General features: G+C 40.1%; 23 protein-coding genes. 12 read left to right on the plus strand and 11 right to left on the minus strand.

Annotated features, from left to right (window positions below; genetic code table 11):
- Window positions 1-86: 86 nt before the first annotated feature.
- From FZF09_RS05350 to dapD, 3 genes are all read right to left on the minus strand, one after another.
- Window positions 87-1,208, minus strand: a complete 1,122-nt coding sequence (locus tag FZF09_RS05350) for an N-acetyldiaminopimelate deacetylase (protein ID WP_158735542.1) — start codon at window positions 1,206-1,208, stop codon at window positions 87-89.
- A complete protein-coding gene (locus tag FZF09_RS05355) occupies window positions 1,205-2,419 on the minus strand; it encodes an aspartate aminotransferase family protein (RefSeq protein WP_158735697.1) in 1,215 nt (404 codons plus the stop codon). Before FZF09_RS05355 ends, FZF09_RS05350 begins: the two co-directional genes overlap by 4 nt.
- A 126-nt stretch (window positions 2,420-2,545) precedes the next feature.
- Window positions 2,546-3,268, minus strand: a complete 723-nt coding sequence (dapD, locus tag FZF09_RS05360) for a 2,3,4,5-tetrahydropyridine-2,6-dicarboxylate N-acetyltransferase (RefSeq protein ID WP_158735543.1) — start codon at window positions 3,266-3,268, stop codon at window positions 2,546-2,548.
- Between the two features lie 143 nt (window positions 3,269-3,411).
- Here dapD and rraA point away from each other — a divergent pair, with 143 nt between their 5' ends.
- The 5 genes from rraA to FZF09_RS05385 all read left to right on the plus strand — a co-directional run bounded on the left by rraA (window position 3,412) and on the right by FZF09_RS05385 (window position 7,653).
- Window positions 3,412-3,891 (plus strand): ribonuclease E activity regulator RraA, encoded by a 480-nt coding sequence (gene rraA / locus FZF09_RS05365; RefSeq protein WP_158735544.1) that lies wholly within the window; start codon window positions 3,412-3,414, stop codon window positions 3,889-3,891.
- A 225-nt stretch (window positions 3,892-4,116) separates the two neighbouring features.
- Window positions 4,117-4,920: a carbonic anhydrase gene (locus FZF09_RS05370; RefSeq protein ID WP_158735545.1), complete on the plus strand. Its 804-nt coding sequence runs from the start codon at window positions 4,117-4,119 to the stop codon at window positions 4,918-4,920.
- Window positions 4,921-4,939: 19 nt separating this feature from the next.
- Entirely contained in the window at window positions 4,940-5,845 is a 906-nt protein-coding gene (locus tag FZF09_RS05375; RefSeq protein WP_158735546.1) for an endonuclease I family protein, read from the plus strand.
- Between the two features lie 172 nt (window positions 5,846-6,017).
- Window positions 6,018-6,437, plus strand: coding sequence for a MarR family winged helix-turn-helix transcriptional regulator (locus tag FZF09_RS05380; RefSeq protein ID WP_158735547.1), 420 nt, complete (start codon window positions 6,018-6,020; stop codon window positions 6,435-6,437).
- A gap of 1 nt (window position 6,438) precedes the next feature.
- A complete protein-coding gene (locus FZF09_RS05385) occupies window positions 6,439-7,653 on the plus strand; it encodes an MFS transporter (protein ID WP_158735548.1) in 1,215 nt (404 codons plus the stop codon).
- A gap of 75 nt (window positions 7,654-7,728) precedes the next feature.
- On the opposite strand, the gene aceA is transcribed toward FZF09_RS05385, so the two are convergent.
- The 4 genes from aceA to FZF09_RS05405 form a co-directional block, all read right to left on the minus strand.
- On the minus strand, window positions 7,729-9,024 hold the full coding sequence (gene aceA / locus FZF09_RS05390) for an isocitrate lyase (protein WP_158735549.1): 1,296 nt from the start codon (window positions 9,022-9,024) through the stop codon (window positions 7,729-7,731).
- Between the two features lie 264 nt (window positions 9,025-9,288).
- Window positions 9,289-9,555 (minus strand): hypothetical protein, encoded by a 267-nt coding sequence (locus tag FZF09_RS05395; RefSeq protein WP_158735550.1) that lies wholly within the window; start codon window positions 9,553-9,555, stop codon window positions 9,289-9,291.
- Between the two features lie 91 nt (window positions 9,556-9,646).
- Complete coding sequence (locus tag FZF09_RS05400; RefSeq protein WP_158735551.1) at window positions 9,647-10,210, minus strand: hypothetical protein; 564 nt, start codon at window positions 10,208-10,210, stop codon at window positions 9,647-9,649.
- A 149-nt stretch (window positions 10,211-10,359) separates the two neighbouring features.
- Entirely contained in the window at window positions 10,360-11,586 is a 1,227-nt protein-coding gene (locus FZF09_RS05405; RefSeq protein ID WP_158735552.1) for an MFS transporter, read from the minus strand.
- Window positions 11,587-11,707: 121 nt separating this feature from the next.
- On the opposite strand from FZF09_RS05405, the gene FZF09_RS05410 reads away from it, so the two are divergent.
- Window positions 11,708-12,586, plus strand: a complete 879-nt coding sequence (locus FZF09_RS05410; protein WP_158735553.1) for a LysR family transcriptional regulator — start codon at window positions 11,708-11,710, stop codon at window positions 12,584-12,586.
- 1 nt (window position 12,587) lies between these two features.
- Here FZF09_RS05410 and FZF09_RS05415 read toward each other — a convergent pair whose 3' ends face one another.
- The 3 genes from FZF09_RS05415 to FZF09_RS05425 all read right to left on the minus strand — a co-directional run bounded on the left by FZF09_RS05415 (window position 12,588) and on the right by FZF09_RS05425 (window position 15,523).
- Complete coding sequence (locus FZF09_RS05415) at window positions 12,588-13,616, minus strand: HD-GYP domain-containing protein (RefSeq protein WP_158735554.1); 1,029 nt, start codon at window positions 13,614-13,616, stop codon at window positions 12,588-12,590.
- Between the two features lie 212 nt (window positions 13,617-13,828).
- A complete protein-coding gene (locus FZF09_RS05420; RefSeq protein WP_158735555.1) occupies window positions 13,829-14,230 on the minus strand; it encodes an HPr family phosphocarrier protein in 402 nt (133 codons plus the stop codon).
- A gap of 153 nt (window positions 14,231-14,383) precedes the next feature.
- Window positions 14,384-15,523: a mechanosensitive ion channel family protein gene (locus tag FZF09_RS05425; RefSeq protein WP_158735556.1), complete on the minus strand. Its 1,140-nt coding sequence runs from the start codon at window positions 15,521-15,523 to the stop codon at window positions 14,384-14,386.
- A 402-nt stretch (window positions 15,524-15,925) separates the two neighbouring features.
- On the opposite strand from FZF09_RS05425, the gene FZF09_RS05430 reads away from it, so the two are divergent.
- From FZF09_RS05430 to FZF09_RS22965, 6 genes are all read left to right on the plus strand, one after another.
- Entirely contained in the window at window positions 15,926-17,509 is a 1,584-nt protein-coding gene (locus FZF09_RS05430) for a spore germination protein (protein WP_158735557.1), read from the plus strand.
- 40 nt (window positions 17,510-17,549) lie between these two features.
- Window positions 17,550-18,635, plus strand: coding sequence for a GerAB/ArcD/ProY family transporter (locus tag FZF09_RS05435; protein WP_158735558.1), 1,086 nt, complete (start codon window positions 17,550-17,552; stop codon window positions 18,633-18,635).
- A gap of 449 nt (window positions 18,636-19,084) precedes the next feature.
- Window positions 19,085-20,275, plus strand: a complete 1,191-nt coding sequence (locus tag FZF09_RS05440; protein ID WP_158735559.1) for a Ger(x)C family spore germination protein — start codon at window positions 19,085-19,087, stop codon at window positions 20,273-20,275.
- Complete coding sequence (locus FZF09_RS05445) at window positions 20,275-20,499, plus strand: hypothetical protein (RefSeq protein WP_158735560.1); 225 nt, start codon at window positions 20,275-20,277, stop codon at window positions 20,497-20,499. Before FZF09_RS05440 ends, FZF09_RS05445 begins: the two co-directional genes overlap by 1 nt.
- Before the next feature lie 113 nt (window positions 20,500-20,612).
- Window positions 20,613-21,035: a DUF4003 family protein gene (locus FZF09_RS22960; protein WP_158735561.1), complete on the plus strand. Its 423-nt coding sequence runs from the start codon at window positions 20,613-20,615 to the stop codon at window positions 21,033-21,035.
- Complete coding sequence (locus FZF09_RS22965) at window positions 21,032-21,589, plus strand: DUF4003 family protein (protein ID WP_158735562.1); 558 nt, start codon at window positions 21,032-21,034, stop codon at window positions 21,587-21,589. The genes FZF09_RS22960 and FZF09_RS22965 overlap by 4 nt, the downstream gene beginning before the upstream one ends.
- Here the strand turns inward: FZF09_RS22965 and FZF09_RS05460 are convergent.
- On the minus strand, window positions 21,586-22,368 hold the full coding sequence (locus FZF09_RS05460; RefSeq protein WP_158735563.1) for a class I SAM-dependent methyltransferase: 783 nt from the start codon (window positions 22,366-22,368) through the stop codon (window positions 21,586-21,588). The genes FZF09_RS22965 and FZF09_RS05460 overlap by 4 nt on opposite strands.
- Between the last annotated feature and the right edge of the window lie 56 nt (window positions 22,369-22,424).

Below are 22,424 nucleotides of genomic sequence, written 5' to 3' on the forward strand. Positions count from 1 at the left end.
CATCCCTTTCTTGTTCCTCTTTTTATTATACCACACTTAAAGAATTAATTTTTGGAAGAGGAAATTCGGAAACAGAAAGCCCTGGTTTATTGATTTTTTGAAAAAAAGGCAATCATGTGTGAAACAGCTGTAAAGATCGCTGCTTCACTCGGTTCAATCCGTGCATCGTGAAGCCCGTATGGCGTATCAGCCCCTAGCCAGAACATCACCCCTGGTGTATCTTCTAAAAAGTAGCCAAAATCCTCTCCAGTCATCGCTTCGCTGCATTCGACCAGCTCCACTTCCCGTCGTTCTCTGCTAAAATCCATGAATGACTGGGTAAGCTCTTCATTATTATATACCTGGCAATAGTTAGCACCCCAATCAATGAAAGCTTCACAATCAAACCCGCTTTCAATCCCGCCTATCAGTGAACGAATGCGTTGTTTGACTTTTTCCATGCTGTCTATAGAAAGCGTTCGGATCGTTCCTTCAAGACGTGCCGTTTCCGCAATAATATTTTGCTTCGTTCCTCCGCTGATTTTTCCAATCGTCACCACAGCTGAGTCAAGAGGATCTACATTTCGACCGACAATCGTTTGCAGCTGGCTTACAAGATGGCTCGCTGCAACTACCATGTCGTTTGCTGTATGAGGAAAAGCCGCATGTCCCCCTTTTCCTTTCAAATCAATGAACAGCTCTGATGTATTGGCAAAAAGAAGCCCTGGTTTGGTTGCAATCGTACCTGCAGGATATTCAGGTGCGATATGAAGGGCATACATTTCATCGGGCTTAAACCGTTGGAATGCGTCTGAAGCAAGCATTGGTTTCGCGCCCCCAGGCCCTTCTTCTGCTGGCTGAAACAGAAATAATAAATGATCTTTTGGCTGATTATGCGCAAAATGCTCCAGGATACCGAGTGCAATTGTCATATGAAGATCATGACCGCAAGCATGCATCATCCCTTCGTGCTGTGACCGAAAGGAATAAGACGTGTTTTCCTCTATAGGAAGGCCATCCATATCCGTGCGATACCCAAGTGTTTTATGGCCCTCAAAGCCTTTGACAAACACAAAAAGTCCGGTTTTCCATTCTTCTATGGTAAGAAAATCCTGAGGCATTCCAGCAATTTTTTCTTTTACATACTGCTGAGTTTTAAATTCCTCGAATCCTGGTTCTGGTATTTGATGAAGTTCTCTGCGAATGTTTACAAGCTGTTCTTTATTCACGTTGTCTTCACGCCTCCTCTTCTTGCCGCCAGTTCTTCTTCAAGGGCAAGAATGAACGCATCGGTTTCTTCTTTTTTCAATGTTAAAGGCGGCAGCAGACGTATAATTGTGCCTTGCGTAATATTGACCATAAATCCTCTCTTTAGGAGCTGCTGCTGCAAGTATTTCACCTCTTCTCCGCTTGCATCGAGAAGAACACCAAGCATCATGCCAGCTCCTCTAATTTCTTTTATTTTGTTATCACTCCGAACTTGCAAGTCCTCTAGCTGATTAAGCAAATACTCCGCATTTTCCCTTCCATGTTCCAAACCGTTTTGTTCCATTAATACGTCAAGCACCGCGTTTCCAAGTGCAGCACTTAATGGAGAAGGTCCAAATGTAGTACCATGATCGCCTGGCTGAAAAAGTTCATCTAAGCCCGTTTTGGCAATCAATCCGCCAAGCGGCAGACCGCCTCCAATTCCTTTGGCAAACAAAATAATATCAGGTTCCACTCCGGCATGCTGATAAGCAAACAATGTTCCCGTACGCCCCATGCCGGTTTGGATTTCATCCATACATAACAAGACATTATATTGCCGGCACAGCTTCTCCGCTTCTTGTAAAAATGTGTTCGACAAAGGCATAATACCGCCGGAACCCAACACCGGCTCCATTAAAAGAGCGGCCGGCTTCTTTTCTTTCAAAACTTCTTCAAGTGCTATCAAATTCTCTGCCTCTGTTTCATACACAGGATAATCCGCGGCGGGATAATCCTGATAAATTCCAGGCTGGCGAGTTAAACGAATGACGCCGAGCGTTCGTCCGTGAAAGCTGTTTTTTAACACAACAATTCCTTGTCGTGTTTCCTCTTGAGAAGCGGTCCACTTGTGAATTAGTTTCACAGCTGCCTCTGTTGCCTCCGCCCCAGAATTTCCAAAATACACCTTTCCTTGTACAGAATGTTCAATTAAACGATGAGCCAGTGTAATGGCAGGCTTATTTAAGAAAAAATTAGACACATGCAAAAATTGCCTGGACTGCTCTTCTAATTTTTTCATCAAATAGGGATGGGAATGTCCTAAGATGTTAACCGCAAGTCCGGTAAACAGATCCAAATATTCTTTGCCGTTCTCATCTATAATATAATTGCCTTCCCCTTTGGCTACCGTAATCGGGAGACGGTTGTAGGTGGGCATCATATATTCCTGGTCGAGCTCCATCCAGTTCATTTTTTCTACTTCCCTTCCATTAAGAACGTTTTGTTTTAAATAGATAGAAGGAAGACTGCCCAACAACAAGCGCCGGGCAGTCTCCATCTTTTCTTCTACTACATTGTATTCTTCAACCTGTGGATATTATTCTTCATTTAAACGGCGAAGCTCTTGCTTCATTTCCGTTTTACCTTTCGTTTGGTCATCGATTTCTTTAATGACGCGAGCCGGTGTTCCAGCTACTACTGTATTTGGAGGAACATCTTCTGTCACGATCGCGCCGGCTGCTACAACAGAACCTTCTCCAACAGTAACTCCTTCTAGAATAACGCAGTTTGCACCAACTACAACACCGTCTTCCACAATAACCGGCTGAGCAGACGGCGGCTCAATAACACCTGCAAGTACAGTACCAGCACCAATGTGACAGTTTTTACCTACTGTAGCTCGGCCTCCCATAACCACATTCATATCAATCATTGTATTTTCGCCAACGACAGACCCAATGTTAATGGAAGCTCCCATCATAATAACAGCATTTTTGCCGATTTCTACTTGGTCGCGGATAATCGCGCCCGGTTCAATACGCGCCGGGATATCTTTTAAGTCAAGAAGCGGAATAGCAGAATTGCGGCGGTCATTTTCGACCACGTAGTCTTCAATTTTATCTTCGTGTTCATCGATTGCTTTTTTAATATCATTCCATTCTCCAAACAGTACACCTGTAGTACCCGTAATAAAAGATTTCGTCTCATTTCCGAATCCGATGTTTTCTAGCTGATCTCCCTTAATATGTACTTTAACCGGAGTTGATTTTTCACTTTCAGAAATAAATTTAATAATCTCATTTGCATCCATTTGGTTCATGTTCTAGTGCCTCCTTATCCATTCTCTTCAATAGATTATCATAGGAGGCCGGAGAAGGAAACCATTCTGTGTTATTTCACAGAGGAAATAACCGGATAATGTCGAATAAATGTAAGGAGAGACATAGAAAAGGAGGCAAATACATGGGGTTAACAGCAGACATTTGTGACGTACATAATGAGAAGGTTCTTTTAGCTGATCCTTTGTTTCAATCCTTCGGACAAAAACCTTCATTCTTTGGACCGATCCACACGGTAAAGGTGCTTGAAGACAATGTACTGGTAAAAAAAGCACTCGAATCTATTCCAGAAGCCAGCGTGCTCGTAGTAGACGGCGGCGGCTCAAAGCGCTGCGCTCTTATGGGGGATAATCTTGCAGCCATTGCCAAAGAAAGAAACCTCGCTGGCGTCATCATCAATGGCTGCATCCGCGATTCAGGAGAAATCAACGAGATGCCGGTGGGAATCCGAGCAATAGGCACGAACCCTTTTAAATCAATTAAAAAAGGAGAAGGGGAAAGCGCGGTTTTGCTCCGATTTGCTAATGTTGAATGGAAGCCTGGAGCCTGGGTGTATGTCGATGAAGATGGTATTTTATTAGCTGATGAAAAACTTCCAATCTAACTCGTAGGGCTGTCTTGAAACAAGGCAGCCTTCCTGCTTTTCATAAACATTCATTACTTCTCAAGACACGCTCATTTTATATGATATGCCTATCTCTAATCCAGCCCTTTCCTTTTAGTACGATCTCACTGTTTTTATTATTTTTGTATTTCTCATATTTGCTCTTCCTTCTTCATCTTGTATTGTATTTAGTACATAATAAGATAAGAGAGGAAAATGCTGCAAATGTCAAAAAAACTCATTTATCCATTTTTAGCCGCTTCCTTCATTTTTCCGATTGCAGGCTGCCAAGAAAGCACAAAAGAAACAAAAACCCCAAACGAAGAAGAAAGCCAGTACAGCTCTGGTGAGTGGTCTTATAAAGGAGATACCGGGCCGGAGAACTGGGGTGATTTAGACCCCGATTATGCAGCTTGTGTTGATGGCAGTGAGCAATCCCCTATTGATATTGAATTTTCTCAAGTAACCGAAGAAGACCAAAACATAGAAAGTATGAAAATCAATTATGACACCGCTTCGTTTACGCTTGTTAATAACGGGCATACCGTTCAAGCAAAAAGCCCATCCAAAGTGAACAGCTTAGTGGTCAACGAAAACGAATATGAACTTTCCCAATTTCATTTTCACACTCCAAGTGAGCATCAGTTTAATGGTGAAAAATATGATATGGAGCTGCACCTCGTCCACGAAGATCAAAACAGTAAACTAGCTGTGATGGGTGTAATGCTTCAAGAAGGCGAGGAGCATAAAGAGCTGTCTGAGGCCTGGAAAAACTTGCCTGGTTCTGAGAACGATAATATTACAATGGATGAACCTATTGACTTACAAGCTCTTCTCCCAGAAGAACAGAACTCTTTTCACTATAATGGCTCTTTAACCACCCCTCCATGTACAGAAGAAGTACGTTGGATTATCTTTGAACAACCAATGGAAATGTCAAAAGAGCAAATTCAAGGTTTTCAACAAATTTTTCCTGACAACCACCGCCCCGTCCAAGAGAGGAACGATCGTGAAATATTAAAAAAATAATGTTGGAGGGTTTACTTCCATGTACCAAAAATTCCTTTTTCCGATGGCAAAAGACCGCCTTCGGTTGGATAATATATTATTCCGGGTTTCCAGAACAAAGACAAAACTGCAAAAAGAAAAGCAAGAGTATTATAACGAAGAAAAAGACAGACTTGCCAAAAAAGAATATTTTAAACATATAGACTTTGAAACACAGCCAAGTGAGAAAGTAATTCAATCATTACATGACCTTATTACAAAAACACATATAAACAAGGTGAACTACAATCCGACGGAATACGTGTATCCTTGGGTGGATTTACAACCAGATGGCACGTTAACAAGTATTTACTCTGGAGAAAACAGGCGGGCTGAAGATGTGATCAAAGCAGATTTTGAGACAGCTTTCAAGCGAAAACAAGAGCTGGAAAAACAATCCTCTCTAAATAACTATTCTTTAAAAAATCAAGTCATAAACATAGAAAATAACTTTAAATTTAATTGCGAGCACGTCGTCCCGCAGTCTTGGTTTCAAAGAGAAGAACCGATGCGCGGGGATATTCATCATTTGTTCACCTGTGACCCTGTCTGCAATTCGATACGAAGTAATTTCCCTTATTATGATTTTAAAGACTATGACCCAGAAAAAACAAGAGCTCAAAAAGTAACAAGCGGCTGCGGCAAAGCGGAGAATGAATGGTTTGAGCCTGAATATGCAAAAGGTGCCGTTTCAAGAGCCATGCTTTATTTTTTATTAAGATATCCCAATAAGATTGAGCGCTCTTATTACAAACAGATACACATAGATCTTTTGCTATGCTGGCACGAACAGTTCCCCGTCTCTGTTTATGAAAAACACCGCAATCAAGCAGCTTATGAAATACAGGGAAACCGCAATCCTATTATTGATTTCCCAGAAGCAGCCTCCCATATTTTCAACTCATAACCTTACTAGTATGTTAAACAGTCCGCTTGTTTCAAAGAGCGGTTTTTTTGGCTGCATGACCTCTATGTAAGCCTTACCACTGATATAACAGGCTTTACTTTAGTTTACAACACCTCTATAATCGTAAAGGTGTTAATTATTTACCTGGGTAAATATCGGAGGATGCCAATATATGGATACAAGCGCATTATTTCACTTGTTAAATCAAAAAGTCCGGCTACTATCAAAAGAGTTAAATGAACATCTGCAAAAACATGACTTATATACGTCTCAATGGACCATTTTGTATGTGCTCAGTCAAAAAGGTCCAATGTCGCAAACTGATATCTGGCAATACTTAAAAGTGGAAGCACCGACGATGACACGCACACTTGCGAGAATGGAAACGAGCGGGTGGATTCACCGTAAGCCAGGTAAAGACAAACGGGAACGTATTGTCGTTTTAACCGAAGAGGCAAAAGAAAAATTGCCTGACGTCATGAAGACCATTAAACAATTTGAACAGCAGTTCGTTGCTCACATATCAAACAGTGAACAAGACCAGCTTTATCACCTATTAGAAAAATTGGGAACGAAAAGGAGTGACGAATGAAATGACTACTTCTTCACAAAAGATTTGGACGAAAGATTTTTTTAGCATATCATTTGTGCACTTCATTGTGTTTGTCATTTTTTATACATTATTAACAACGCTCCCTCTCTATGTTGTTAATGATTTAAAAGGTACGGAAGCCCAAGGCGGCTTAATTGTAACATCGATGCTGTTAACGGCTATTTTGATCCGCCCGTTTTCGGGGAACTTGCTTGAGAGAGCCGGGAAAGGCAAAGTATTAAAAATCAGCGTTCTTTTGTTTACGATCACAACTTTTGGATATATGTGGGTAGAAGGTTTTACTGCTCTTATCCTCCTTCGCTTTATCCACGGTTTGTCTTTTGGAATTGCTACAACCGCTACAGCAGCTATTGCTGCAGATGCATTGCCCGCAGAGCGCCGCGGGGAAGGATTAGGCTATTTTACAATGGCTATGAATCTAGCTGTTGTTGCTGGTCCATTCATAGGATTGACTCTCATCCAATTTATGTCCTTTTACCATTTGTTTATTATTCTTAGTATTTTTATGATTATAGGCGTTTTATGTACGTTTTTTGTTAACGTTCCGGAAACAGAAAAACCAAAGGAATCTTTTCAGAAAAGAAAGCTGTCCCTTGATAACTTTTTTGAATTTCGTGCAATGCCGATTTCTCTTATAAGCAGTCTAGTCGCTTTTGCTTACGCTGGTATTGTTTCCTTTATTTCTGTATATGCATCCAATATCGGATTAGGTCATATGTCTAGTTATTTCTTTCTCGTATTTGCAGTGACCATGCTGGCTTTTCGACCTTTTCTCGGCCGTTTATTTGACCAGCGCGGGCCTAAAATTGTAATCCTGCCCTGTCTCTTTATTTTTTCCTGCGGGTTAATTATATTAAGCATAGCTGAATCTGGATTATTATTTCTTTTAGCTGCTGCGCTTATTGGGGTAGGATATGGAACAATTCTGCCTTGCGTCTTATCTTTAGCGGTTCAGTATGCGCCTGATTCAAGAAACGGTCATGCCACAGCAACGTTTTTCATGTTATATGACTCAGGAATTGCGGTAGGTTCATATATTTTAGGTATTGTAGTATCCATAACCGGCTTTTCTCATATGTTCGGATACAGTGCGATTCTTGTAGTTATAACAGCTGCTGGCTTTTATTTTTTATTAAACCGTTCGGAAGCTAAAGAAAAAGTAAGGTTACATTATAAAAAAGCAGATAATAGATAAATAGACATTTGAATAACGAAACTTAATATGGGGCTGTTTTGACATCGAATCATTGCCAAAACAGCCCCATTTTATTTAGGATTGAGTTGTTTTTTGGAATTGAGCGGTTTCTGTTGACCCCTTCATTGCTGTTGTAGAAGAGGTACCGCCTGAGATTACTTGAGAAACTTCGTCAAAGTAACCAGTTCCAACTTCGCGCTGGTGACGAGTAGCTGTATAGCCATCAGCTTCGCTTGCAAACTCAGCTTGCTGAAGTTCGGAGTAAGCACCCATGCCGCGTTCCTTATAACCGCGTGCCAATTCAAACATGCTGTGGTTTAAGGCATGGAAGCCTGCTAGTGTAACAAATTGGAATTTATAACCCATTTTACCGATTTCTTTTTGGAAGTTTTCAATCGTTTCTTGGTCCAGATTTGCCTGCCAGTTAAAGGAAGGAGAACAATTATAAGCAAGCATTTTTCCAGGGAACTTCGCATGAATAGCATCAGCAAAACGCTTTGCTTCTTCAAGGTCTGGTTTTGATGTTTCGCACCAGATAAGATCTGCATAAGGAGCATACGCAAGTCCGCGGGCAATCGCTTGGTCCATGCCTGCTTTGGTACGATAGAACCCTTCGTCTGTTCTTTCTCCCGTAATAAATTCATGGTCAACTGGGTCGATATCACTTGTGATAAGATCAGCTGCATCCGCATCTGTTCTAGCTAACAATATAGTGTCTGTACCGCTAACATCAGCTGCAAGCCTCGCTGAAATTAGATTTCTTACTGCTGTTTGGGTTGGTACAAGTACTTTTCCACCCAAGTGACCGCATTTTTTCTCAGAAGCGAGCTGGTCTTCAAAGTGAACTCCAGACGCTCCAGCTTCTATCATGCTTTTCATAAGTTCAAAGACGTTTAACTGACCGCCAAACCCTGCTTCAGCATCCGCCACAATCGGAGCAAAGTAATCTGTATCACCGCTGCCTTCCATATGCTGAATTTGATCGGCACGCTGCAGCGCCTGGTTAATTCGTTTTACTACGTTCGGTACACTGTTTGAAGGATAAAGGCTTTGGTCCGGATACATCTGCCCGGAAAGATTGGCATCAGCTGCTACCTGCCAGCCGCTTAAGTAAATCGCTTTCAAACCTGCTTTTACTTGCTGCACCGCCTGGTTTCCAGTTAAAGCCCCCAAAGAGTTAACATATGGTTCGCTGTGAAGCAGGTCCCAAAGCTTTCTTGCACCTGTTTTTGCTAATGTATGTTCAATTTGCAACGATCCTCTTAGTTTTACTACTTCCTCAGCGGAGTAAGGGCGTTCAATGCCAATCCATCTGTCCTCTGTTTCCCACTGTTCTTGCAATTTTTTAGCTTCTTCTTGAATATTTCCCATGTTTCTCATCTCCTTTGTAATAGTAAAAGTGAAGAGATTCAGCCAGCCCCTTTCCAGCTTATCCCTTTCTGTTTAAAACTGTTTTAATACAGTTTGTTTTGTTATTAATTATAATATAACAGAAGTCGCTGTTATGCAACATAAATTTGGAAAAAAGTTAGTGTTTTATATAAGTTTTAATATTCAGAAAATATTTTTACTGATATAACGGCTTTTCATACGTTTAACCAGAGAAACACATTTTATTGATTTCTATCTGTTATGTTACAGAAGTGATAAGGTAATGGTATCGTTGTGGAAAAGATTAGGTTCTTCCTTCGTTAGTTCAGTGCTTCCTTCTTGTTTCAGCACTTTCCCCTTTTTCTTCAGCGCTTCTTCCCTTCCATTCAGTTCTTTTTTCGATTCATTCAGCGCTTTTCTTCTTCTATTCAGCGCTTCCGTCGATTGGTTCAGCTCTTCTTCCACTTGATTCAGCTCTTCCTTCGTTAGTTCAGTGCTTCCTTCTTGTCCCAGCACTTTTCCCCCTTGCATCCAGCGCTTCTCCTCTTGAATCCAGTTTTTCTACCTGCCACTCACAAATAAAAATCTCCAGACATCAGCATCTGGAGATCTTTTTCTATTCTTATTTTCTACTTTCAAACCATATATAAGAGATCTGACTGGCCTCTTCTGATACTTTTTCTACAGTAATTTTTCCATCTTCAAATTCATAGGTTTCTGACCATAAATTGTCCATCTCGTTCCAGAACCTATTATCTGAAGTACCGAGCACCTCTTCAGCTTTTTCTTGATCAAACGCCGTCTTGCTTGTTTCTACAGCAATGGACTCTACATCGTTTGTATTTGGGTGAAAGAAAAATGTAATAGCACCATATCTTAAAAATTCTCCGCCTTCAAACCAGCCGGTTTCATCTGGTCTTCCTAATCGTTCTTCTACATCGCTTTTCTCTTCTTTCAAGTAAGAAATGTCTATTTCTTCATGCAGCGGGGCAATCAGCTCATTAAATACCTCAGCGCCTTCCTTTGTCTCCGCTGCACTTTTTACCTCACTAGGCGGCTGTTTCTCTTCGACAAGTTTAACAGCTTTTTCAGCTTGTTTTACCGGCAGCGTATTATCTTCTTCTTCGGCCATGCAACTGGTTAACATTCCAATAATAAAAAGCAATACCAAAATCTTTTTCATCATAGTTTTTCCCCCATTACTTCGCTAAAAGTTTTCAGGGCGATCATCGGCTTATAATAATGTATTACCTTTCTATTCCTATTTTCACACCTTCATAACGTTCTTTTTAATAAAATAAGCCTTTAGTCTCAGGGGATATTCAACATATCTTATTATCCATTTTGATCAGCCGTTTTGGCATATTCTTGTACTGCTTGTTTTTCTCCTGCCTCCATTCTTGCCATTCCTTTTGTACAAACAAAAGTGACGCTTAGAAGGAAAAGAGAACCAGCTGCTACACCCGGCCAGCCAAACTGCGGCCATAACCACCCGTAATAAAAACTGCCTAAGCTTCCTCCTAAATAGTACGAAGTTAAATACAAGCCTGATGCACTTGCTTTTGCTTTTTTTGCATGCCTTGTCACCCAGGAACTCGAACTAGAATGAGCAAAAAAGAATCCAAAGCTAAGCACTAAGAGCGCTATGATAACAACGGGAAAAGAAGGAATAAACGATAACAGCAGGGCAAGAGCCATAAGACCAATTCCAATAAAAATACAAGATGTTTGCTGCCATTTTTGTGCTGCTTTGCCTGCTAACGTTGAACTGACAGTGCCTGCTCCATACGTAAGAAACAATAAGCCCAGCACCGCTGTAGAGACGTGAAACGGTTCCCCGCTAAGGTAATAAGTTATAAAGTTAAAAATGCCGATAAACACGAGAAAATGAAGCCCGCCTATAATATAGGCATAACGCATCACAGGATTGGCCAGGTGCTCTTTATTATCGGCGAGCACTTCTTTTAATTGAAATGGTCTAGATTTAAATTGCTTGGATCGAGGCAAAAAAAGATAAACGATAAAAAACAACACAAAACTGACACTGGCCATCACAACAAAGGCACTTCGCCAGTCCCAAACGTCTGTCAAAACCCCGCTTAGCACTCTGCCGCCCATGCCTCCTACACTGTTACAGCTAATATAGATCCCTACAGCAACAGTCATCGCTTTCATCTTATACTCTTCGCTAATGTAAGCCATTGCTGCCACGGGAATTCCAGCAAGAGCTGCCGCTTGAAAAATTCTTGCTGCCAATAGCCACTCAAAGGTTGGAGCCATACTAATCGCTAATGTTCCAAGCGTGCCAAGCACCATTGCGATAAATATTATATTTCTTCTGCCAAACGCATCAGAAAGAGCTGTGTATAGAAAAAAGCTGATTCCTAACACGAATAGAGAAACAGAGATCGTTAAACTGGACACGGTTTCGGAAATTCCAAATTCTTCTGTAAACAACGGCAAGAGCGGTTGTGGAAAATACATATTTGCAAATATGAGGAGAGACGAAGCCCCTAATGCTGCCGTTGCTTTCCAAAATGTCTTTGTTTTAACATCGATCATGACAAATGGCCTTCTTTCTATCATGGAGTTATGCCATTTATGTTACCAGTGATTTTTTCATAAATAAAATATATAATAATTATTAAATCGATAACTTTTTGTTATTTAAGGAGGGAAGAGAATGAATATTAAACAACTTATCTACTTTTTGACCGTTACCGAACACGAAAGTTTTACGAAAGCTGCTGCTGAACTTCGAATCGCACAGCCTTCGATTACAAAATCTATTCAAAATCTTGAAGATGAAATAGGTCTGCGCCTTTTCATTCGTGAAAAACGAAGCGTGCGGTTGACAATGGAAGGAAGCGTATTAAAAAAGCATGCGTTAGAAATCCGTCAAAAAATAAACCAAACAAAAAAAGAATTAGAAGAAATAAAAGAGGGAATACGCGGCACCGTTCAAATTGGCATTCCCTCGATGGTAGGGTCGTATTATTTTCCCGACAAACTGTCTCTCTTTAAAGAAAAGCATCCAGACATGGAAATAGACATATACGAAGCAGGCACAACTGCTATAGAAAAAGAAATTTTAGAAGGAAATCTGGAAATGGGAACAGTGGTAGTCGATGAAGTCTCGGAGATGCTTGATATTCACCCTTTTTTGCAGGAACCGCTAATGTTGGTCGTACCTCCTTCTCATCCTCTTGCTTCTAGCTCCTCCATTTCTTTAGAAAAGATTGCAAATGAATCTTTAATTTTATTTAAAGAAGGATACTACCAGCGAAAAGTAATTGACCGGGCTGCAGAGTTAGCGGGGAAAAGTCCTCAAATTGCTTTTGAAACAAATCAAATCTCGATGGCCAAATCATTAACTGAAAGAAACTTTGGAGTTACTGTATTTTTAAATATGGTGATTCGTTCAGATGAAAATTTGGTTGCGATTCCTTTTGATCCGCCGATTGTTTTAACTTTAGGTATTGCCCATAAAAAAAATTTGCCGCTGTCCACGGCAAACGACATTTTTCTATCTTTTTTAAAAAAAGAAGTACGAGATCCATGAACTACTCGACACCCGTTTGGATGAATACAGTTGTATGTTCTGTAAGGTCAAGGTCGGTAATATCATAATCTCTTCCTTGATTGGAATAGGCTTTAAATACCCGTACGACCGGGCGCTGGGGCAGACCTTTGTGCTGACTGATGACGATTCCTGCCTCACCTGTTGTCAATTTCACCTGGCTTCCGGTTGGATAAAATGCAATGGTTCGTAAAAACTTCCAGACTACATTAAAAGAAAACCGTTGATTGGTAAAACCTAAAAGATGTTCACACGCTTCAAAAGGACGCAGCGGTTCTTTATAATCTCCACCACCATTTACGAGATTATCATAATAGTTAGCCACAGCTGTAATTCTGGCAAGTAAGTGAATATCTTTTTCTTTCATTCCCCGCGGCAGGCCGCTTCCGTTGATATGCTCATGGTGTGCAAGCGCAATGTGGGAGGAAAGCGTGCTTATTTCTTTGTTTTTTCTTAAAAAATTGAAACCAATCCAAGAATGATGCTGATCTAAACTTCTGCTTCCCGGAAGAATCTTTCCGATATCATGCAGCAGGGCGCCAACTGCAAGTTCTTGCAGTTTTGTACGGTCTAACCCCATTTTCGTTCCGGTTAATACAGCCATAATACAAACATTCACTGAATGCATATATAACGCGTTATCGGTTGTTCGAATATCTGTTAAGTTTAAAAGAATATTACTGTTTAATAGGATTTCGTCCATTAAAGCATATACCGATTTATTTATCGCTTTCACATCTAAGTCGCCGCCGCTTTGTACATATTGAAAGGATTCGGCCAGCTTGGAAACTGTTGTTCTTCTCGTTTTTTCAGTAACCACTTCTTCTATGGTGACATCACTCAGTGCTTCTTCTTCTAAATAAACAGCCTGCACCCCCATATGATGTAATTTAGAGATTAAACCAACAGTAAGAGGAACGCCTGCATTTAATAAAATGCGGCCGTCGCTGGCATAAATATGGCGTGCTAATTTATCCCCCTGCTCGATATGTTGTGTTAATGTGTATCGCAAAAGTATCACCTTCTGAACTTTTGGTTCTATGCTTTACGAATAACAAGTTCCTCTATTATATCGGACAGTTAGGCCAACATAACAAGCATATTTCTTGGAAAAATTTGATTGATATCGTGTAAGGGGGGCCGCATAAACAACGTTTTCTTAATACACAAAAAAGCCATTTCAACTAGCTGATCGAATTAATCAGCTACTGAAACAGCTTTTCGTTAATGACGAGTTGTTTTTAAATAAGATTTTGCAACATGCCGAACATCCGGAGACCATTGGTTCAAGGAAGCCGTCATTGCTTTTTCAACAGTTTCAACGCCTTCTTCCTCCCAATAACCGAGAACATCTTCTTCTGCCCCGGCGTCCTGAAGAAAAGAATGTACCGCCGAACACACTTTATCAGAGTCTGCCCCTTTTGCACGCATATGAACTTTGTCGCCGATTCGAATGGTTGTAAATACGGACATCATGCCAAGTACACTTTTTCCATTGGCTGCTGTATTCTTTTTTTCCATGAATACATCACTTTCATAGTGTTCTAAAAGATGGACGAGCTCTAGTACTTTATGAACGGATAAGCTTTTGAACAACGAAATCGTTTCCTGTTGTTCCATCATCATCTTCTCCTTTTTACACTGTATAGCATTAAAAATAAGTCGGTTAACAGTATTCCCCGAGTTTTTCTTACGATCTTTAAGCCTACCCTATTATAAATAGTTCTTCTAAAAATATCTACCGGTTTGTGAGAAGAATTCACAGAAATGTCGAACCTGTTATTCATCCACTGTTTCTTTTCTAGTTGTCTTCTTCTGATGGTTTTCTTCAAGTGCTGCGTAAAAGTCTTCTGGATATCTTTCCACATACATTGACCTTGATGGGAAAGCAATGTTGACTTCTTCTTCTTCTAAAATTTTAATCACTTCAAGGTTCATTTTCTGCTTGATGTCAAACCATTCCACCCATGCAGTTGTTTTGGTGAAAAAGTATAAAAATATATTGTAGGAAGAAGCACCCATTTCATTTAATTTCACAATAATAAGCTCTTTGTCTATGTCTTCATGCTCTTGCAGCATGTCTTCGATTCTTTCTACTACGCGCTCTAGTTTTTTCCTTGAAGTAGCATACTCCACACCGACGGTAAAACTAATTAAACGCTTGTCCATTTCTGACCAGTTCGTAATCGCTTCATGTGCTAACGTTCGGTTCGGCACGGTTACAAGGGAATCTTCAAACGTGCGCACTTTCGTACTGCGAAAAGAAATATCCTCTACAATCCCTTCGACTGTCGGTGTTGCAATCCAATCGCCATTTTTAAACGGACGTTCCGTGACGATGATAATACCACCAAAAAAGTTGCTGAGTGTATCTTGAGCAGCAAGCGCAAAAGCAAGTCCGCCAAGACCTAACCCTGCAATAAATCCATTAATGTCATAATCCCATTCGTATGCCACTACTGTAATGGTTAACGCGATAATGACAAAACGCAGTAACTTCGATAAAAAGGGAATAAGCATGCTGTCTTCGCCGTCTTCCATCTTTTGAGAAATTTTATCAAACAAACTCGAAGATGTCGAAACAAAATTAAACAACCCCCATCCTACACAAACAATAATAATGGACCTGTATATAGTATTAATTAAACCTAATTGTTCACGTGGAATAGGCAAGTATAAAATCGCCAAATAAATTCCCAGCACGCCGATAAAAAAGCGAATCGGCTTTTCAAAAGCAACGAGCATATTCGTAAATATATCGGTCGGCGATTTCTTTGCAAACCGCATCACGAATCGAAACAGATAGGCTGTAAAAATTTTGCGGAAAATAAAAATAAGCAAAAATATAGCAAACGCAATTCCTATATCAATCCAAGGAAGATCTAAAAACCAATACCACCAATTATACAAATAATCCATTGCCTTCCCTCCATACAAATCATTACCCGTTTTATCTTAACATGATGCAAGATTGAACTGCCATTTATATATCATCAGAAGAATGGGTGAAATCTTACAGCTAGAAGAAGGCAGCAAAATTGAAAGGCGCATAAATTTGAAGATTCAAGGAAAAATATTGAATAGCTAAAAAATATCTAGATCATTACCTATTACTTACTGACTACCTGTAATTATACATACTCCTTAAAGACGAACCTTTAGGAGAAGGCGATTTCTTAGTGGCATATATATTGATTTCCTCAGCATATTGACGACATCGATGATTCATCTACGCTAAAATTTGATACTTTCCTAATCAGTGCAAAAAAACGTTTCTGCCGTTTTACTATTTGCAAGAAAGATCATAAGGGGACAGAGAAAGTGAGACGTAAATTAAAAAAAATATTAAGATCGAATAATCAAAAAAATAAACAAACCACCACGGGAGATCAGACGACTTCTCCTGCTGATAAGACACCTATATCTAAAAACATTGATGAAAATGAAAAGAATCTTCGTTTCCTTTATGAGAACAGTTTTGATGTGGTTTTTCGTGAGTTTTCTATCGCACGAAAAGAAAAAGCACTCCTCGTATACATTGATGGCATGTCTAATTTGGAAGAAATCGATGAACATATTCTTTCTCCATTAATGAAGGAAAGCATAGACAAATATTACGAAAGTCTATCTGTTTTAGTTAAAAATGTATTGTCAGTATCGGAAGTAGAAGAAATTAATTCTTTCAACCGTTTAACACAGGCGTTATCTTACGGGAAACCGATAGTGTTAATGGAAGGGTTTGATCATGCCGTTGCTTTTGGGCTGCAAAAATGGGATCAGCGCAGCATTGAGGAACCCATTTCAGAAGCAGTCGTACAAGGGCCTCGTGAAGGTTTTAATGAAGTACTTAAAACGAATGCTACCATGTTACGGCGGAGAATCAGAAGTCCTCAATTTAAAATGAAGACAAAACAAATTGGGCGTTATACGACAACTGAAATTGCAATATGCTACGTGGAAGGTTTAGCAGAACCGACGCTGCTTGAAGAAGTAGAGAATCGATTGGAACGTATCGATATAGACGGTGTGTTAGAAAGCACTTATTTAGAAGAAATGATTGAAGATGATCCCGTCTCTCCATTTCCTCAGGTGCTTCGGTCAGAACGACCGGATACAGCAGCAGCTAATTTATTGGAAGGAAGAGTAGTCATTATTATAGATGGCACTCCTTTAGTCATCATCGTTCCTTCCACACTTTTTGCATTAATGCAATCTGGGGATGATTATTATAATCGCTATATGGCCGGGACAGCCATTCGCTGGTTACGGTTTGTTTTCTTGTTTATCGCGCTTATGTTTCCTGCGGTTTATGTCGCTCTTATGACCTATCACCAAGAAATGATACCTACCGCTCTTTTATTTTCTATTGCAGCTTCTCGGGAAGAGGTCCCTTTTCCCGTTCTGGTCGAAGTTCTCTTGATGGAATTCACATTTGAAGCATTGCGGGAAGCAGGATTAAGGCTTCCCAAACAGATAGGCTCTGCAGTCAGCATTGTCGGTGCTCTTGTCATTGGCGAAGCCGCAGTTACAGCAGGGATTGTATCCGCACCTATGGTTATTGTGGTAGCGATAACCGGGATTGCTTCTTTTACGATACCTCGTTATACAGCGAGTGTAAGCATTCGATTACTGCGTTTTCCATTAATTTTTTTAGCCTCCTTTCTCGGTTTGCTTGGCATTATGCTCGGTCTTATCATGCTTGGCACTCATTTGTGCACATTGCGTTCCTTTGGGGTCCCTTATTTATCTCCAGTTGCCCCTTTAAACGGTTCTCAATTGAAAGATGTCATTGTACGGGCACCTTGGTACAAGTTGAATAAAAGGCCTCATTTCACCGGCGACTATAATAAATACCGCCAGGCTCCTGGCCAAAAACCAGGCCCCAAAAAAGGAATGGGAGATTAATGAAAGCATAACGATTCCAAAAATATGGGAGGGATAAGCAATGGAAACAGGAAAAATTTCCGGATTGCAAATGGCGATCATGATGCACTCAGCCATTTTAGCGACCGTTATTCTTTTAGTTCCTGCCATTATGGCAAAAGAGGCAAAACAAGATTTATGGATCGTTCCCATTACAGCTTCTATAGCTGGATTTTTAGCATTATTTGTCATCATTCAATTACACAAATATTTTCCGAAAAAAACATTCATTCAATATAGTGAAAAGATTATCGGACGTATACCAGCAAAAATTCTTTCTTTCGTGTACATCTTATTTTTTCTGCAAACGACCAGTGTGATGTTTAGGCAATATGCGGAATTTGTTTCAGGCAATTTTTTGTTAAAAACCCCTTCGATTGTCATTATTGCATCCATGGCTTTTGTTTGCGCCTTCGCTGTTCGCGGTGGTATCGAAGTGGTTGGAAGAACGGCACAACTATTCATTCCGACGGTCACGATATTATTTCTGTTTCTCATTATATTTTTATTTAATGAGATGGATGTCGAGAATATGTACCCGGTATTTGAAAATGGAATAATGCCCATAATCAAAGCATCGTCTTCGCCTGCTGCCTGGTTCAGCGAGTTTATGATCATTTCTTTTATGCTTCCTTTTTTAAAAGAACGTGAAGGAGGGATGAAGTGGGGAATCATATCTATTGTAAGTGTTGTTATTCTTATGGTAATTACTAATATAACCAGTTTGTTCGTTTTTGGTGAAACGACTGTAAAGCTTACATACCCGATTATGAGTGCCGCTAGATATATCAGTGTTGGTGATTTTTTTGAACACCTGGAATCAGTGATTATGGCTATTTGGGTGTTAAGTGTGTTTATAAAGATATCCGTTTTTTATTATGTACTCGTTTTAGGAACAGCGCAATGGCTAGAGCTATCGAATTATAAGCCGCTTGTGTTACCGTTTGGTTTTTTATTGACGGTTATGAGTGTCTGGACGCCTAATTTACCTGAACTGACAGACTATCTCAAAAGAGTTTCTCCCTTCAACCTTCCGCTTTTTTATCTAGTCATTCCAACGATACTGTTGGTGGTAGCAAAAGTTCGTAAATTATCTACTACTCATTAAAACTGCTTTTTTAAGAAAAGCGCAAGCGCCCTGGTCAGCCGCGACAGGTTCTGGAGCTTTCGAGCAGGGTCGCCTGCGGCCCGGAGTCGAAAGGGAAGACATAAGACGTTCAGCTCATTTTAATGAACTTCTACTAAAATCGCACACGTCGACGCATAGGATGTGCTCATGTCGCCAATGCCACAGGACGTGGCGTTTTTAGCAAAAATTCCTCTTTATCGTGTGCGCCTGAGCTGCTGGGCGCTGAAGCTAGACATCAAAAACGCCAAATATTATAATTTCTTACCTATAAACCTAGCTAGCGCAAGACCTTTAAGTAAGGCGATTGCCTAGTTGCACTTATACTGATTTATTTCACATATTGACGTCGTTGATGATTCATCCAGTATAAAAAAGGGCTATCCCAAAAGGTTTTTTTTCACTTCACCAAAAAGAATGGGGGCAAACAAATGATAAACTTTCTACGTAAATCTCAATTACTGCTATTATTACTTTTGCTTTGTCCCCTGCTAAACGGCTGCTGGGATCAAAGAGAAGTAAATGATCTCTTATATGTGGTTGCTGTAGGAATTGATAAACCAGAAGATGTAACGGAAAACGAACAAGTGGAAGTCACAATTCAGTTTGCCATACCTAGTAATGTTCGTGGAGACCAGACAGGCGGAATGGGAGGCGGCGGCGGAAAAGCAGTGGAGCAGCGAACATTAACAGGGGCAACGATTATGGATGCGATGTCCAAACTGCAACAAGAAACCTCCCGTCAAATATTTTGGGGCCATAATGAAGTGATCGTAATTGGGGATCGCCTCGCAAAAGAAAACCTGCACGAGCATATTGATTTTTTCGCTCGTTACCCGGAACCTCGACTTCAATCCAGAGTATTTATTGTTAACGGAAACGCCAAAGAGTTACTAAATGTCGATCTCTTATTGGAGAGTATTCCTTCTGAAAAACTAAAGGATCTAAGTTCCCTTCAAGTAATGCAGGACGTTACGTTGAAAGATTTTCTGCAAAAGCTATCGAAAAACCATAGAGGAGCCTCTGCCCCATTAGTACAAAAAAAAACAACCGAAACAGGAGACGAAAAATTGGCTCTAAACGGAACTGCCATTCTTAAAAATAATAAAATGGTAGGTTCCATAGATGCCGAGGCAACAAGAGGCCTATTATGGGTGCTAGATGAAATTGACCTGGCAACCGTAACTATTCAACCAGAAAAAGAAGGTAAGATTTCTTTTAATCTTATTCGGTCTAGAACATCTCTTCAACCTGTTATTGAAAATGGCAAATGGAAAATAACAGTAAGTATCCAAACAGATGACGATGTTGCCGAAAATGGAACGAACCTTAATGTAATGAGTCCTAACACAGTTAAAAACCTTGAAATCTTATTAGAAAAAGAGCTTGAAAAGAGAATCTATCTGACTCTTGAAAAAGTACAAAGAGGGATGAAGGCCGACGTTTTTAATTTTGGTGATGCATTTCACAGAAAATATCCGAAAGAGTGGAGTAAGATAAAAGAGAATTGGGAACAGAAATTTCCGGAAGTGGAAGTAAAAGTGGAAACCAACGTCAAGGTGAAAAGACCAGGCAGCTCCACCTCCCCGCAAGGAATACCTGAAGAAAAGGTGGAAGAATAATGAAAATACTGGCTATACTCGGAATCACTGTCATTATGGTTGGGATATACTTATATGAATGGCAAAAAATTGAAAAATACCAAAAAAAGGAAAGACGAACCTTTGTGGTTTTGACAATCATCGGCTGGTCGCTGGCCATTCTCCTGCTTTTCTTTCCGGATCTTCCCGGGCCTGTTCACTTTCTTAGAGAAGTATATAAACCGTTAGAGAAATGGTTAGGATAAGTCTATTTAATAAATAGCATTCACTCTTTTCCGTCTCCTTGTTTAGTACATTTAATGAAACCGATAGTGGTTTGATTCGTAGAAAATGAATAAATAAGAGAGGGGAATGGAAATTGAGTTTATCTAAAATAGAAAAGTACGTGGACATATATGAAGAACTAAAACGAGAAATGAAATGGAAAGTGACGGACAACCGCATTTTAATGACGATTGCTTCGCTTTACGTGATGAATGACAGGGCGTTTCACTTAGAAAGACTGCTCCAACTCGCTGACAATATAAAAAAACGGGCTGGTATCTTTTATTCTATGCGGTCGCACCCAAGATACACGACAGCTGCTCTTTTTGAGGTAAAAACGGAAGAACCCGAAGCAAAAATTAATGATCTTTTCTCCTTATATAAGGAGTTTAAAAATGCCAAATTTAAAAGCGGAGTTTATACGTATCTTGCTGCTTCCATTCTTTTAACCCAGGACCGCCCATCCTTAGACGCAAAAGATATCATTAATAAAACAAGTACTATCTATGAGGGATGAAAAACGAGCATCCATTTTTAACAGGTACGAGTGATTATCCGCTTGCTGTGCTGCTAGCATTGGAGGAACGCCCTGGTATGATAGAGCTCATGGAAACTTATTATGATCAATTAAGCAAAAGTGGATTTACAAAAGGAAACGATTTACAATTTTTAAGTCATATCCTTACCTTAAGCAGCAAGGAAAACCACCAGACGCTCGTTCAACGGGCAGTTGATGTTTTGCAAGCTTTTAAACAAAAAGGAATAAAGCCGAAAACGATGTATTATCCTGTCATCGGCATGCTGGCTTTGCTTTCTCCCGAGTTGTTTGAAATGAAAGCTATCCGAGAACTGTACGAAGAGATGAATGGTGTGAAACACTTCAAATGGCAAAAAGACATGAATGTGATTATGGCGGTTAGCTTTCATATTAATGAGAAAATGGGTCCAAGCAGCCTCTCAGAAACGAGTCTTTATACGGCACTAGAATCTATTCTCCAGGCCCAGCAAGCCGTGATGATTGCAGCGATGACTGCGTCTTTTGCCGCCGCATCCAGCAGCAGTAATAATTAAGATGACGGCTTCACTGCTTTTAAAAGAACAGACTCCCCTTCAAACGAATACACCGAGTTCTCATTTATTTTTATATGAAACTTTTTATGACACGCTGCAGATGAGTTCATCATAAAGCGTGCTAATGATTGTTTTGATTCGTTGGAGAGATTCATTCGATTACACCAGTCATCGAACAGAAATGTTTTTGGGAAACGGTGCCATTCTTCTATTACAAAGCCTTCTGTTTCGAGAAAAGAAATCCATTCTGACTTTTTCCAGGCTCTGCAATGACTAAAATCTCTCCGTTTTTCTACTTCGTTGTAAAACTCATCCAATTCCTGTGCTTCTGGTGCTGTATTATCAATAAGCAGGAATGGAGCTCCTTCTTTTAGTACACGATACGTTTCCGATATAAACGCTTTTACATTAGGAAAATGATGCGGGGCTATTCTGCAAGTAACGACATCAAATTGTCCATCGGGAAATGGCATTTGTTCAGCATCCCCCTGTGCATATTGTATATTGCGATGACCGTTTTTTTGGTGAAATTCTTTTGCTGCAGCTAAAATTTCTGAGGTTAAATCCAATGCAGTTACTTCAGCAGCCATTGCGGCAAATGCATTTGCCACATGTCCTCCGCCTGTTGCGACATCTAAAACATGTTCATCTCCAGTCAGCTCTGTAATCTCCACTAATTTTTTCAAATCTTCTCCTGCTGCGTGCCACGCGCTAGACACATAACGAGCGGCATTGCTCCCAAACTGGCTGCGCACGTCATCCTTGTTTGATGAATTCATTCTACTCCTCCTCATTCAAAACGATATATAGAAAAACTCTTTTAATCTTTCCCCTC

The sequence above is a fragment of the Alteribacillus sp. YIM 98480 genome (assembly GCF_009765375.1).
Taxonomy (GTDB): domain Bacteria; phylum Bacillota; class Bacilli; order Bacillales; family Marinococcaceae; genus Alteribacillus.